At 68.8% G+C, this 12,277-nt stretch carries 13 protein-coding genes; 6 read left to right on the top strand and 7 right to left on the bottom strand.

What is annotated here, in order from left to right; genetic code table 11:
- Positions 1-70: 70 nt before the first annotated feature.
- Positions 71-1,678 carry a glycoside hydrolase family 183 protein gene (locus tag QH290_RS15815; RefSeq protein WP_425301857.1) on the bottom strand — a complete coding sequence of 536 codons (1,608 nt, stop codon included), beginning with the start codon at positions 1,676-1,678 and terminating at the stop codon, positions 71-73.
- 250 nt (positions 1,679-1,928) lie between these two features.
- Here QH290_RS15815 and QH290_RS15810 point away from each other — a divergent pair, with 250 nt between their 5' ends.
- Entirely contained in the window at positions 1,929-2,210 is a 282-nt protein-coding gene (locus QH290_RS15810) for a hypothetical protein (RefSeq protein ID WP_280383595.1), read from the top strand.
- On the opposite strand, the gene QH290_RS15805 is transcribed toward QH290_RS15810, so the two are convergent.
- Positions 2,200-3,576 carry an MFS transporter gene (locus QH290_RS15805; protein ID WP_280383594.1) on the bottom strand — a complete coding sequence of 459 codons (1,377 nt, stop codon included), beginning with the start codon at positions 3,574-3,576 and terminating at the stop codon, positions 2,200-2,202. The genes QH290_RS15810 and QH290_RS15805 overlap by 11 nt on opposite strands.
- Positions 3,577-3,579: 3 nt before the next feature.
- Positions 3,580-4,050: an NUDIX hydrolase gene (locus tag QH290_RS15800; protein WP_280268932.1), complete on the bottom strand. Its 471-nt coding sequence runs from the start codon at positions 4,048-4,050 to the stop codon at positions 3,580-3,582.
- 265 nt (positions 4,051-4,315) lie between these two features.
- Here QH290_RS15800 and QH290_RS15795 point away from each other — a divergent pair, with 265 nt between their 5' ends.
- Positions 4,316-5,107, top strand: coding sequence for a pirin family protein (locus tag QH290_RS15795; RefSeq protein ID WP_280268931.1), 792 nt, complete (start codon positions 4,316-4,318; stop codon positions 5,105-5,107).
- Between the two features lie 54 nt (positions 5,108-5,161).
- Positions 5,162-5,689, top strand: coding sequence for a DUF4190 domain-containing protein (locus QH290_RS15790; protein ID WP_280268930.1), 528 nt, complete (start codon positions 5,162-5,164; stop codon positions 5,687-5,689).
- Here QH290_RS15790 and QH290_RS15785 read toward each other — a convergent pair.
- Positions 5,667-6,143, bottom strand: coding sequence for a hypothetical protein (locus tag QH290_RS15785; protein WP_280383593.1), 477 nt, complete (start codon positions 6,141-6,143; stop codon positions 5,667-5,669). The genes QH290_RS15790 and QH290_RS15785 overlap by 23 nt on opposite strands.
- A 77-nt stretch (positions 6,144-6,220) precedes the next feature.
- Here QH290_RS15785 and QH290_RS15780 point away from each other — a divergent pair, with 77 nt between their 5' ends.
- The 3 genes from QH290_RS15780 to QH290_RS15770 all read left to right on the top strand — a co-directional run bounded on the left by QH290_RS15780 (position 6,221) and on the right by QH290_RS15770 (position 9,511).
- Entirely contained in the window at positions 6,221-7,072 is an 852-nt protein-coding gene (locus QH290_RS15780; RefSeq protein WP_280268928.1) for a helix-turn-helix domain-containing protein, read from the top strand.
- Positions 7,073-7,082: 10 nt separating this feature from the next.
- The gene (locus QH290_RS15775) at positions 7,083-7,460 is read left to right on the top strand and encodes a DUF397 domain-containing protein (RefSeq protein ID WP_280383591.1); all 378 of its coding nucleotides are present in this window, start codon (positions 7,083-7,085) and stop codon (positions 7,458-7,460) included.
- 68 nt (positions 7,461-7,528) lie between these two features.
- On the top strand, positions 7,529-9,511 hold the full coding sequence (locus QH290_RS15770; RefSeq protein WP_425303607.1) for a M13 family metallopeptidase: 1,983 nt from the start codon (positions 7,529-7,531) through the stop codon (positions 9,509-9,511).
- Between the two features lie 12 nt (positions 9,512-9,523).
- Here the strand turns inward: QH290_RS15770 and QH290_RS15765 are convergent, their stop codons facing one another.
- From QH290_RS15765 to QH290_RS15755, 3 genes are all read right to left on the bottom strand, one after another.
- Positions 9,524-10,171, bottom strand: coding sequence for a maleylpyruvate isomerase family mycothiol-dependent enzyme (locus QH290_RS15765; protein ID WP_280383589.1), 648 nt, complete (start codon positions 10,169-10,171; stop codon positions 9,524-9,526).
- A 113-nt stretch (positions 10,172-10,284) separates the two neighbouring features.
- Positions 10,285-11,088, bottom strand: coding sequence for a carbohydrate ABC transporter permease (locus QH290_RS15760; protein ID WP_280268944.1), 804 nt, complete (start codon positions 11,086-11,088; stop codon positions 10,285-10,287).
- Between the two features lie 44 nt (positions 11,089-11,132).
- Positions 11,133-12,014: a carbohydrate ABC transporter permease gene (locus QH290_RS15755; protein ID WP_280383586.1), complete on the bottom strand. Its 882-nt coding sequence runs from the start codon at positions 12,012-12,014 to the stop codon at positions 11,133-11,135.
- Between the last annotated feature and the right edge of the window lie 263 nt (positions 12,015-12,277).

Below are 12,277 nucleotides of genomic sequence, written 5' to 3'. Positions count from 1 at the left end.
ATTCATGGTTGGTGGGCGTGCCGGGAATTTATAGTTGGAGGGCGTACCGGGATCGCGGTGGTTGGCGGAGTTAGCGGGGCTCGTCCAATCTGGCGTGCATGAGGTAGACGTTGTAGCTGTCCCAGGCCGAGATGGTGAAGTACAGGTCGCGGCCGGTCGACCACGGGTGGATGAAGCCGCCGTAGCTCTTCGGATAGTCGTTGGTACTGAGCAGGGGGACGCCGTCGGTCCAGATGCCCTGCGGTTCGGCCGCTGTGCGCAGCACGATGGTCTGCCGGGCCGGGTCCAGGTACACCATCTGCCACTGCTCGGTGGCCTCGTCGTAGCGGACCGAGATCTCACCGGCGATGCCGGGAAGCACAGGGGTGGCGTCGTTTTCGGCGGCGGGCGCCCAGGTCCCGTTCACCCAGTACTGATAGGCGCTCTTGTTCAGCACATCCTTCTTGGGCACCCGGGCGAGCCCGATGATGCCGATGCGGCCGTTGGGCGTGCCGAACATGTAGACGTAGTCGCCCTGCGGAACCATGGTCGTGACCTGGAACCGATGCAGGCCGAACATGTTGTCCCACTTGGCGTACTGGTCCTTGACCCAGGTGCGGCCGTTGTCGTCGGAGTAGGCCAGGCCGCCGTTGTTGGTCCACCACATGCCGGGGATGCGATCCCAGTGGTTGACCGACATGTAGCTCATGTACTGCCGCTCGCCGAGCGCGAAGCCGGAGGTCGGGATGACGGTGGTCTCGAAATTCTTGATCTTGCGGCTGTCGAGCAGTTCGGCGGCGTGGCAGCGGCTGTCCTGCACCATCGAGTCGATGACCAGCCCCTTGGACAGGTCGCGCTCGGTGCTGTAGCCCATCACGTTGCTGCGCCAGTCCTGGCCCGCGCCACCGGCTCCGCCGGGCACCCAGCCCTTGCCGAAGGTGTCGCCGAACAGCACGGCCACCTCGCCGGGCTTGGTCTCCCACATGATGCCCAGGTCGGTGCCGTCGACCTGCCAGCGCATATCGGTGCGGTTGGTCGAGCCGTGGCCGGTCACCTGATTCACCAGCTCCACCGATTCCACTCGGCGCGGTGCCACCGGCGCCACGATCGGTCCCGGCTGCGCCGGATGCACGACCGGCGGCGGCGGGGTCTGCGGTGCGGGCGGCTCGCCGCCCGGCACCGGGATCGGAATCGGTTCGGGTTCGGGTTTGATCCGGATGGTGGGCAGATTGAGCGGTCCCGATCCCGAGCCGGACGAACCCGATCCCGAGCCGCTGCCGGAGCCCGATCCCGACGACCCCGATCCCGACGAACCCTCCCCGGAATCGCCTGGGCCGGAAGGCTCCTGGGCGGGCTCCGGTTTCGGGGTGTCCCGGATGTCCGGGCACGGGTTCTGGCACGGATCCGGCGGCAGCGGCTGGGAGTCGATGCGCGTGTTGTCCGGCTGCGGTCCCGGCACCGGGACCGGGACGAACTCCGGATACGGGACCGGAATATCGATATTCGGCGGCAGCACGGGCGGCGGCGGCGCGTTCGGATCCGGTTCGCGCGCCAGCGGGTCGAAACCCGTTTCGCCACAGGCGTTCACGGGCGGGGGCGCCCAGGGCGCGGGTGCGGCACCGGCGGGTGCGGCGATGGTCACCGCGGCCGCCAGCACACCGAAAAGGGCAGGTACCCAGCCGTATTCGAGGCGAGACACGTCGCGGCCGCCGTTACCGAGTACCGCGGGTGAGGTGACGTGCGGCGAGCGACCGCTCACCCGGACCAAACGCCAGCAACCTCATGCTCACTCTGTTCTCCTCGGTACCGCTCGCGGTGCGGTGACATCGCACAATCGGCCGCCACAGTCGCTGGGGCCGAGCACAGCCCGTCCAATCTAACCGACCGATTTGCCCGACGGCAGCATGGCGCGGCGGGAACCTGGCAACGATCGGCCGCGTCCAAGGGGTATGACCGAGATCGAGTACGTCTTCGGCACCGGCGCCGGCGTCCGCAACGCCTGGTCCTCCCCGGCCGACCTGGATCTGTCCGGCACCGGAGTTTTCGACGCCGTGGCACTCGATTTCGACGGCGACGGCCTGGCCGACGACGCGCTATGGGATTCCGACGGCGACGGTATCGCCGAGATAGCCGCCCTCGACCTCGACGACGACGGCATCCTCGACAGCTTCTTCACCGACCCCGGCGGCGAGGGCGTCTGGAATCAGGAGATCCGGCCGGTCATCGAATGACGGTGTGCCGCCGGGCATTGACCGCCACGGCCGCGATGCCCACCGCGTAGACCACCGCCCCGGCCAGCACCACCCCCGGCGACCGCCCGTCGTCCGGGATCACCAGCGCCGTCACCGCGATGGCCAGCACGAACGTGATGTTGAAGACGGTGTCCTGCAGGGCGAACACCTGGCCGCGCCGGGCATCGTCGATATCGATCTGCAGGGTGGCGTCGCCGGTGAGTTTGATGGTCTGCCCCGCCAGGCCCAGCAGGAAGGCGCCCGCCAGCAGCAGGTGATGGGCCCGGTGCTCGGCCGCGCCGGTGGCCACGGTGATGGGCGTGACCAGCGTCAGCTGCACCGCCACGGCGGTGGCCAGGCCCACCAGTACGGTGCGCGGGCGGCCCAGCCGCGGGATCAGCAGCGGCGCGACCAGCGCGGCGACCAGCATGCCGGAGGCGGCGGCCGCGATCGCCACGCCGAATCCGACCAGCCCGCTGCTCAGCGACACGCCCTCGGCCTGCGATCGCCGCAGTACCAGCACCATCAGCAGCGTGTTGGCCCCGAACACGATCCGGTGCACGCCGATCCCGATCATGGCCGTGGTGCATTCGCGCGATTCCCACACCGCCCGCGCGCCGGTGCGCAGGCCGGTCAGCACGGCGTGCACGGAGCTCTGCTCGAGCGCCACGGCCGAGCCGCCCGTATTCGGCTGTCCCGGTCCCGGTGTCGCGGACTCGCGCCACTGCGGTCCGAGCTGATGGCGACGGAACCCGGCGGCCGCGAGCGCACCGGCCACCGATCCGGAGGCACTGGCGGCCACCGCCACCGCGGAGCCGAAGTCCCCGGCCCCGATGGCGCCGATGATCGTCACCGCGGCGGCGGCTCCCAGCCCCGCACATCCCGAGGCCGCCGTCGCGAGCACCGAATTCATCGGGACCAGCCAGCGCTGCTCGAGCACCCGCGGCAGCGCGGCCCCCACCCCGGCCGAGACGAATCTGCTGATGCCGACCACCGCGAGCGCCAACAGCAGCAGCGGGGTGTCCGGAATTCCGGCCAGCAGCCCGACGGCCGTCACCGCGATCAACACCCCGCGCAACAGATTCGCCACCAGCAGGACCGCGCGCCGATCCCAGCGATCCAGCAGCGCGCCGGCGAACGGGCCGATCACCGAATACGGCAGCAGCAGCACGGTGAATCCGGCGGCGATGGCCAGGGGGTCGGTGGCCCGCTCCGGATTGAACAGGATCGCACCCGACAGCGCAGCCTGGAACATGCCGTCGCCGAACTGCCCGGCGAAGCGCACCAGCGCCAGCCGCAGCATGCCGGGACTGCGGGCGATGGCGGCCAGCGCCGCGCGCACGGCGGTGAGCCGTCGATCCGTCATGGTTCAGTGCCCGCTGTTCGCGGTCACCAGGGTGTAGACCGTCTCGCGCATATCGGGCGCCATCGGCAGCCCCACCAGCGACTGCTCATCGATCCAGCGGAATTCGTCGTGTTCGCCCGGAGCCAGCGAGACCTCGCCCGGCTCCGCCTCCACCACGAAGCTGTACTTGCGGACCCGCGCCTTGGTCCGGGTGGCGTAGTCGAAGCCGCCGACCACATCGATGATGCGCCGCAGCCGTAACCCCGTCTCCTCGAACAGTTCCCGCGCCACGCAGTCGGCGAAGGATTCACCGGATTCCACCCCGCCGCCGGGAAGTTCGTACATACCGCCCTGCCAATCATCGGCGACACGCCGTACTACCAGCAGCTTTCGGTTGCGGAACACCGCTACGCCGACCACGAAGTCCTCGATGCCGTCGGTGCGGGCCTGCTCCCGGAGTTCGTGCTCGAGGCCCGCGAACACCTCGGGTCGCATCGGCGATTCACCTCCGGTTCGGGTTGCGGCACACCATGATACGGTCGTGCCCGTTCACGCGGTGCGCCCGGTGGTACGGGGCGAGCGCCGAACATTTGCGGTCGTCCGCCCGGCCGCCCCGGAGCTTACCGTGGTCGCGGCGGTCGTCGCGGCACCCGGGGGCGGTGCCGCCGCACGGTAGAATTTACGGGGAATTCAGGGTCCGGTTCGTGATGTGCTCCTACCCTGAAAGGTGATCGGTGCTCGGCCGGAGAGGAGGACCACGGTGTCCATACTCACGACACCACACATCGATGTGCATCGCGGCGGCGACCGCATGAAAACTCGTGTGGCATGGCTGGATTCGAAGCACTCTTTCTCTTTCGGTGAGCACTATGACCCCGAAAACACCCACCACGGCCTGTTGCTGGTGAATAACGAGGACATTGTCGCGCCCGATCAGGGTTTCGACACCCACCCCCATCGGGATATGGAGATCGTCACCTGGGTGCTCGGCGGCGCGCTGGTACATCAGGACTCGCTCGGGCACAGCGGCGTGATCTATCCGGGCCTGGCGCAGCGGATGAGCGCGGGCACCGGAATCCTGCATTCGGAGAAGAACGACGCGTGGCGGCTGGCACCGGAGCAGGGCGGAACCGCCGAGCACACCGAACCCGTGCACTTCGTGCAGATGTGGGTGGTGCCCGACGAGTCCGGCCTGACCCCCGGCTACCAGCAGCTGGAGGTCGACGACGAGCTGGCGCGCGGCGGCTTGGTGACGGTGGCCGCGGGCCTGCCGCGCTACCGGGACACCACCGCGATCGCCATCAACAGCAGCCATTCCGCCCTCCATGTCGCCCGCATGCCCGGGCCGGGCGAGGGCCCGGCGGTACACCTTCCCGAGGCTCCCTACCTGCATCTCTTCGTCGCCCGCGGCGAGGTCGACCTGGAGGGCGTCGGGGTCCTGTACGAGGGCGACGCGGTGCGGCTGACGCGCAGCGGGGGTCAGCGGGTGATCGCGAAGTCACCGGCGGAGATCCTGGTGTGGGAGATGCACGCGCGGCTCGGGGCGCAATAACATTCCAGTGCGCCCGAACCCGGCATTTCAGGCCGGGTGAACGAGAGGACAGGCATGTCGGAGTATCCGCCGCCCGGTCAATACCCCCCGCCCGGGCAGTACCAGCCCCCGCCCGGCGGGTATCCCCCGCCGCCGTCGGGCGACTATCCGCCCCCGCCCGGCAATCACCCGGGCGAGCAGTACTGGCAGGAGTCGCCGAAGCGCAAGGGCCTGGCCGTCACCGCGCTGGTGCTGGGCATTCTCGCCGTGCTGGGCCTGCTCGTCTTCTTCGGCGCGGTGATCCTCGGGCCGTTCGCGCTGCTGTTCGGCATCATCGCGGCGGTGAAGGCGCGCCGCGGGACCGCGGGCGGGTTCGGCATGGCCGTCGCGGGCATCGTGCTGGGCGTGCTGGCGCTGGCCGGTGCGGTCGCCGAGGCGATCGTCGGCTACAGCTTCTTCGTCGATCACGGCGGCCAGGACTATCTGGACTGCATCCGCGACGCGGGCAACGACCAGGCCAGGATTCAGCAGTGCGAGGACAACTTCCGCGACACGCTGGAGAACAAGCTGAGCGTCACGCTCACGCCCGAGCCGCCGCGTTGAGCGCGCTGATGACCTCGCCCGGCTCGGGGCGGAAATCGCCCTCGGGCGAATCGATCCACACCCGGTAGCCGGTGCGTTCGTCGGCCGGGGACGGCAGCACGATGCGGGTGCCCGGCAGGGCGAGTGAGGTGCCTTGATGCAGCAGCTCCGCCAGCACCGTCATGTCCTGGATCGAGGAGTCGGTGGGCCCGGTGAGGAAGGTCCAGCGTGCCGACCGCGGGTGTCCGATGATCGGGCCGCGCCGGCGCCCGGCCGAGAGGTGTTCGCGCACGCGGCCGCCCAGGGCGGTCGGCATGGTGATGGCCCCGATCGCGCCCACCTCGAGCATGATCCGGCCCAGCGAGGGTTCGACGATGCCGTAGAGCCCGTGTTCCTTGCGATAGCGGCGGCAGCGCGCGAGGGCCTCCTGGGTGGTGGCGTAGGCCGCCGGATCCGGGCGCGGAACCTGGCTCATAGGCAGACCGTATCGCCGCGCAATCAAAATGACAATAGTCATACGCCCGCGAGTCCCGCGGCGTACTATCTCCTCCCATGGCACCCCTGTCCCCGACGGTCGCCCGATGGGAATTGGTCCTGCGCCTGCGTGAGCTGCGTGAACAACGCGGATTCGATTCGGCCACCTTCGCCAAGCGGGTCGGCTTCACCCCCGCGAACTGGTCGCACGTCGAGAAGGGCCGGCGCGTGCTCACCCTCAACACGATCGGCCCCGTGCTGGATCTGCTGGAGGTCAACGACGAGGAGCGCGGCGAGCTGTTACAGCTGCTGGCCGCCAGCAAGGACCGCGGCTGGTGGGCCAAGTCGTCGGCGCTGATCGGCCTGGAGCTGCAGCGCTACTACGGCATGGAGTACGGCGCCGAATACATCCGCAGCTACGACAGCCTGGTGGTGCCCGGCCTGCTGCAGACCGAGGATTACGCCCGCGCGCTGATCAGTGCCGACGTGATGATCCGGCCGGTGCAGGTGGAACAGCTGGTGGCGGTGCGGATGCGGCGCCAGCAGCGGCTGCGCGGCCCCGACCGGGTGGAGCTGACCGCGGTGATGAGCGAGGCGACGCTGCTACAGCAGATCGGCGGGCCGAAGGTGCTGCGGGGCCAGCTGGAGTATCTGGCGGACGTGCTCGAGGAGCTCGACTCCGTGGAGATGCGGGTGATCCCGTTCAGCGCCCCGGCGGGCGCGGTCCTCGGCGGCTCCAGCTTCCATCTGCTCGACTTCGCGGGCGAGAGCCTGCCGACCTTCGCCTGGGCGGAGAGCGCGGTATTCGGCGGTGCCGTCGACAACCCGGAGCAGGTCCGCGATCTGGCGTTCGCCTATGTGCGCGCGCTCGACCAATCCCTCAGTCGCAGTGAATCATTGGCGCTGATCAGAAAGCATGCGCGCGTGTAAAATCCTGCGCATGTCAACCGCCAGGTACCGGCCGGAGACCACCGGCTGGTTCACGTCGACCCGCACCAACAACGGGAATCAGTGTGTCGAGGTCCGGTTCGACGGCGATGCGGTGCTCATCCGAGACAGCAAGTTCCGGCGCAATCCGGCCCATCGCCCCGAAGACGAGCCCGTCATCACCGTCACCGCGAGCGAATGGATGTCCTTCCTCGACGCCGTGCCGGGGCCAACCGGCAGCGCCGGAGCGTTGGTCGCGGAGGTCTCCGGCGACGGCAGCGCCCGCCTGCGTCGCGGCGATACCGTCCTCGACTTCACCCGAGGCGAGTGGGACGCATTCCTCGCCGGGGCCCGCGACGGGGAGTTCGACCGGGTCGCTGTGCCCGCGTAGTTCGCTCCGGGAAACGGGAGGCTGCGCGCCCTCGGCGACCACTCGGGCGCGTCGGCATACTGGAGATCGTGACTTCCGACGTGACGACTCCCTCCGGTATCGATCTGACCTATCGCGACGACGCTGTGCGGGTGCAGGACGACCTGTTCGCGCACGTCAACGGGAAGTGGCTGGAGACCGCCGAGATACCGGCCGACCGCGCCGTCGACGGTGCCTTCCGGACGCTGTACGACCAGGCGGAACTCGACGTCCAGCGGATCATCCAGGACGCCGCGGGCTCCGCTGCCGCGCCCGGCAGCGAAGAGCGCAAAATCGGGGACCTGTTCACCAGCTTCATGGACGAGGCCGCGGTGGAGGCCGCCGGTCTGACCCCGATCGCCGACGAGCTGGCGGCGGTCCGCGATGTGACCGATCGCACCGAGTTCGCGGCGCTGCTGGGCAGGCTGCAGCGCACCGGCGTCGGCGGCGCGCTGGCGTTCTACGTCGACACCGACGACAAGAACTCGCAGCGCTACCTGGTGCAGCTCACCCAGTCCGGCCTCGGCCTGCCCGACGAGTCCTACTACCGCGGCGACGACTACGCCGAGATCCGGACCGAATACGTCGAGCACATCGGGCGCATGTTCGCCCTCGCCGGTATCGATCACGACCCCGAGCGGGTATTCGAGCTGGAGCGCAAGCTGGCGGCCGGGCACTGGGACGTGGTGCGCCGTCGCGATGCCGAATTGAGCTACAACCTCACCACTTTCGATGCGCTGGCCGCCGAGAACCCGGAATTCGACTGGGCCGCTTGGACTTCGGCGACGGCCGCGGGTGTGGACCGGACGGGCCCGGAGCTGTTCGCCGAAATCGTGGTGCGCCAGCCGGATTACGTGCGCACCTTCGCCCAGCTGTGGGCGTCGGAGTCGCTCGACGACTGGCGGGCGTGGGCGTCCTGGCGGGTGCTGCGGGCGCGCGCCGCCTATCTGACCGCGGCGCTGGTCGACGAGAATTTCGACTTCTACGGCCGCACGCTGTCCGGTACCCAGGAGAATCGCGAGCGCTGGAAGCGCGGCGTATCGCTGGTGCAGGAGCTGCTCGGCGAGGCGGTCGGGAAACTTTATGTGGCGCAACACTTTCCGCCCGAGGCCAAGCAGCGCATGCAGCAGCTGGTGGCCAATCTCACCGAGGCATACCGCCGCAATATCGCCGAACTGGACTGGATGGGGCCCGAGACCAGGCAGGCGGCGCTGGCCAAGCTGGAGAAGTTCACCCCGAAGATCGGCTACCCGGACCGCTGGCGCGACTACTCGGCGGTGCGGATCGACCCGGCCGACCTGGTCGGCAACTACCGCAGCGGATATGCCGCCGAACACGACCGCGACCTGAACAAGCTCGGCGGACCGGTCGATCGCGACGAGTGGTTCATGACGCCGCAGACGGTGAACGCCTACTACAACCCGGGCATGAACGAGATCGTCTTCCCCGCGGCGATCCTGCAGCCGCCGTTCTTCGACATGAACGCCGACGACGCCGCCAACTACGGCGGTATCGGCGCGGTGATCGGCCACGAGATCGGCCATGGTTTCGACGATCAGGGCAGCAAGTACGACGGCGATGGCAATATGGTCGACTGGTGGACCGACGCCGACCGCGCCGAATTCGGCAAGCGGACCCGGGCGCTGATCGATCAGTACGACCGGTTCTCCCCCGCGGACCTGCCCGACAACCACACGGTGAACGGCGAATTCACGATCGGCGAGAACATCGGCGATCTCGGTGGGCTCTCGATCGCCCTGCAGGCCTACAAGATTGCCCTCGACGGCGCCGAGTCGCCGACCATCGACGGGCTCACCGGTCTGCAGCGGGTGTTCTTCGGCTGGGCGCAGGTGTGGCGGTCCAAATCCCGCAGGGAGGAGGCGATCCGGCGGCTCGCGGTGGACCCGCACTCGCCGCCGGAGTTCCGCTGCAACGGCGTGGTCCGCAATCTGGACGGCTTCCACGAGGCCTTCGACGTGCACGAGGGCGACGCGCTCTACCTGGATCCGGCCGAGCGCGTGCGGATCTGGTAGTTCCGATGTCGGTCAGGCGGCGGGAGCACACCGTGCGCGCAGGGTGCAGACGCCGGGGCCGGTGAGGTCGCAGTAGGCGAGCCTGCCCGCCATGGCCATGGTCAGCGCGATCGTCGTGCCCCGCACCGACGGACCCGCCCCGACGGCGAACGGGCCGTCGGTCGCCTCGAGCCGCAGGCCCTCGATCGCGCTGCGACTGCGCACGGTGAAGTCCCGGGCGGCGAAGAAGTGCGCCACCTCGGTGGCCGCCGCGACCGACGGGGTGCGCGGCAGTCCGAGCGGGCGGCGGATGTCCTGGGCGTGGACCACGACCTCGCCGAGCCAGGCCGGAGTGTGGCCGGAGGCCGCCGTGGTGCTCGTGAGGACCGCCCGGAAGCGTGCGAGGGTTTCCGCGGGGGTGGCGCCGCGGTGCTCGGCCAGGCGCCGGCTGTTGTGCAGGTCGAAGTCGAAGCGGGCGCCCAGCACGCTGGCCAGCCACCGCATCCGGCCGATGCTCGCCGCCGCGGTGAGATGGGCGACGACCTCCTCGACGGTCCACTGCCCGCACAGCGTTCGCCGGGTCCACTGTGTGTCGTCCAGGCCCGCGAGATCGTCGGCCAGGGCGGCCCGTTCGGCGTGCGCCATGGCCCACAGGCCCTCGCGAGTAACGACATCCGTCACCGATGCACCTCCGGTTCGAGCCGGTCGGCGGGGCCGACCGAGGACTTACGCCGCGGACCCGTCCGGTACGCAGTCGATCGTTCTCCGATACAGACGACCGAGCCGGTGCGGATTCATCGGTGGTATGTCATTCCCGCCGCGACCGAGGTGAGGCCGTTGATCATGTGCCGCTGCAGGATCAGGAAGACCACCAGGATCGGCAGCATCGTGAGCACGGTCGCGGCCATCACCGGTCCCCAGTTGGTGAACGAGGGGTTCTCGGCCTGCTGCACCATGGTCAGGCCGACGGGCAGCGTGGCGGCGCGGGCCTCGTCGGCCATCAGGAACGGCCACAGGTATTCGTTCCACTCGTTGACGAGGGTGACCACCGCGAAGGCCAGGATCGTCGGCCCCGACATCGGCACCACGATCCTGGTGAGCAGCTGCCATCGCCCGGCACCGTCGATCCGCGCCGCGTCGATCACCTCCGCGGGCAGCGACAGGAAGTGATTGCGCAGCAGGAACGTGCCGAAGGCGACCCCGCACAGCGGAACGATGATGCCCTGCAGGGTATTTCGCCAGCCGAGCTGCTCGATCAGCGCGTAGTTGGAGATCACGGTGACCTGGTTGGGCACCAGCAGCGCGGCGACGATCACCGGGAAGACGAGGTTCTTACCGGGAAAGCGCAGGAACACCAGCCCGTAGGCGCCGAGGAGGCCGAGCACGAACTTCACCGCGGCGACGATCGCGGTGACGATCAGCGAGTTCCGCAGGAAGGTCCAGAAGGGTTGTGCGGTCGTGGCTTCCGCGTAGTTGCCCGGATGCCAGCTGTGCGGCCACCACACCGCGGGCTGGGTGTAGATGTCCGGACGGCCCTTGAAGGAAGTGACGAGCACCCAGAACAGCGGCACCCCGACGATGATCAGCACGCACACCATCGCCGCATAGCCGGACAGGGCGGCCACGCGCCGCCGCCTCGTACTCACCGTTCACCTCGATCCATGGCCCGGATCTGAACCAGCGTCACGATCAGCAGCACCACGAACAGGACGGTGGCCACCGCGGCGCCGTACCCGGCCCGGGAATTGCGGAAGGATTCCAGATAGACCTGGTAGGCCAGCGTGGTGGTGCCGGTGCCCACCGGCCCGCCGCGCGTCATCACATTGATGAGGTCGAAGGCCTGCAGCGAGTTCAGCGTCACCGTGATCGAGAGGAAGACGGTGGTCGGCCGCAACTGCGGCAGCAGCACCCGGGTGACCGTAACCCGGTGGCTCGCGCCGTCTATCGCGGCCGCCTCGATCAGCTCGCGCCGGATGCCCTGCAGCGCGGCCAGATACAGCACGAAGGTGAAGCCGAGGTTCTTCCAGATGTAGGCGACCGAGACCATGAACAGCGCCCAGTGCGAATTCTGGTAGAAGTCCGGCACATTCGTCACGCCGAGGCGCCGCAGCACATCCTGCACCAGGCCGAAGCCGGGATCGAAGAGGAATTGGAACGCCACCCCGACCGCGGCGCCGGAGATCACGACCGGTGCGAAGATCACCGACCGGATCGCGGTGCGGCCGAACAGCTTCCGATGCAGCAGCAGCGCCAGCGCCAGACCCAGCGCCAGGCTGCCGACCACGGCGGCCAGCGTGAACACGGCGGTGTTGGTGACGATCTGCCAGGAATCGCCGCGCCCCCACCACTCCCGGTAGTTCGCGAGGCCGACAAAGTCCGAGGCCGGATCGGAGAGGTTCCGATCGGTGAACGACATCAGGATGGTGTCGCCCAGCGGCCGGAAGACGAACAGCCCGAGCAACACCAGATTCGGCGCGACCAGCACCACGAACAGCGCGTAGTCGGTCCAGGGCCGAGATCGCACGGCTGCAGCTTGACGGCCACGGGCAACCGCCCGGTTAACTACGGATGCCCGGCCTCTGAACTATTGGTGCGCAGGACATTCCATAGGCGGATTCCGGCCAAAAGCATGCCGGAATGACAAAGGGCGGACATCCCGAAATGCAAGACGGCCCACCAGAGGTGGGGCGTCTGAGCGCCATCGTTACCGGCGTGGGAACTCCAGCCATAGTTACCCGCGTGCTTTTTGGCGGGATAAGTTACAGTCGCCCAAGCCGTCGCGGGGGC

This window comes from Nocardia wallacei, assembly GCF_029869545.1.
In the GTDB taxonomy this organism is placed as follows: Bacteria; Actinomycetota; Actinomycetes; order Mycobacteriales; family Mycobacteriaceae; genus Nocardia; species Nocardia wallacei_A.
The sequence above is the reverse complement of the archived record's forward strand: the minus strand, read 5'-3'. Positions and strand labels throughout refer to the sequence as shown.

What these genes read in the sequence shown, in the direction of transcription:
- QH290_RS15810 (WP_280383595.1), top strand. Translation starts at nt 1,929, where the DNA reads ATGACCGAGATCGAGTACGTCTTCGGCACCGGCGCCGGCGTCCGCAAC.
- QH290_RS15805 (WP_280383594.1), bottom strand. Translation starts at nt 3,576, where the DNA reads ATGACGGATCGACGGCTCACCGCCGTGCGCGCGGCGCTGGCCGCCATC.
- QH290_RS15800 (WP_280268932.1), bottom strand. Translation starts at nt 4,050, where the DNA reads ATGCGACCCGAGGTGTTCGCGGGCCTCGAGCACGAACTCCGGGAGCAG.
- QH290_RS15790 (WP_280268930.1), top strand. Translation starts at nt 5,162, where the DNA reads ATGTCGGAGTATCCGCCGCCCGGTCAATACCCCCCGCCCGGGCAGTAC.
- QH290_RS15785 (WP_280383593.1), bottom strand. Translation starts at nt 6,143, where the DNA reads ATGAGCCAGGTTCCGCGCCCGGATCCGGCGGCCTACGCCACCACCCAG.
- QH290_RS15780 (WP_280268928.1), top strand. Translation starts at nt 6,221, where the DNA reads ATGGCACCCCTGTCCCCGACGGTCGCCCGATGGGAATTGGTCCTGCGC.
- QH290_RS15775 (WP_280383591.1), top strand. Translation starts at nt 7,083, where the DNA reads ATGTCAACCGCCAGGTACCGGCCGGAGACCACCGGCTGGTTCACGTCG.
- QH290_RS15760 (WP_280268944.1), bottom strand. Translation starts at nt 11,088, where the DNA reads ATGGTGTGCGTGCTGATCATCGTCGGGGTGCCGCTGTTCTGGGTGCTC.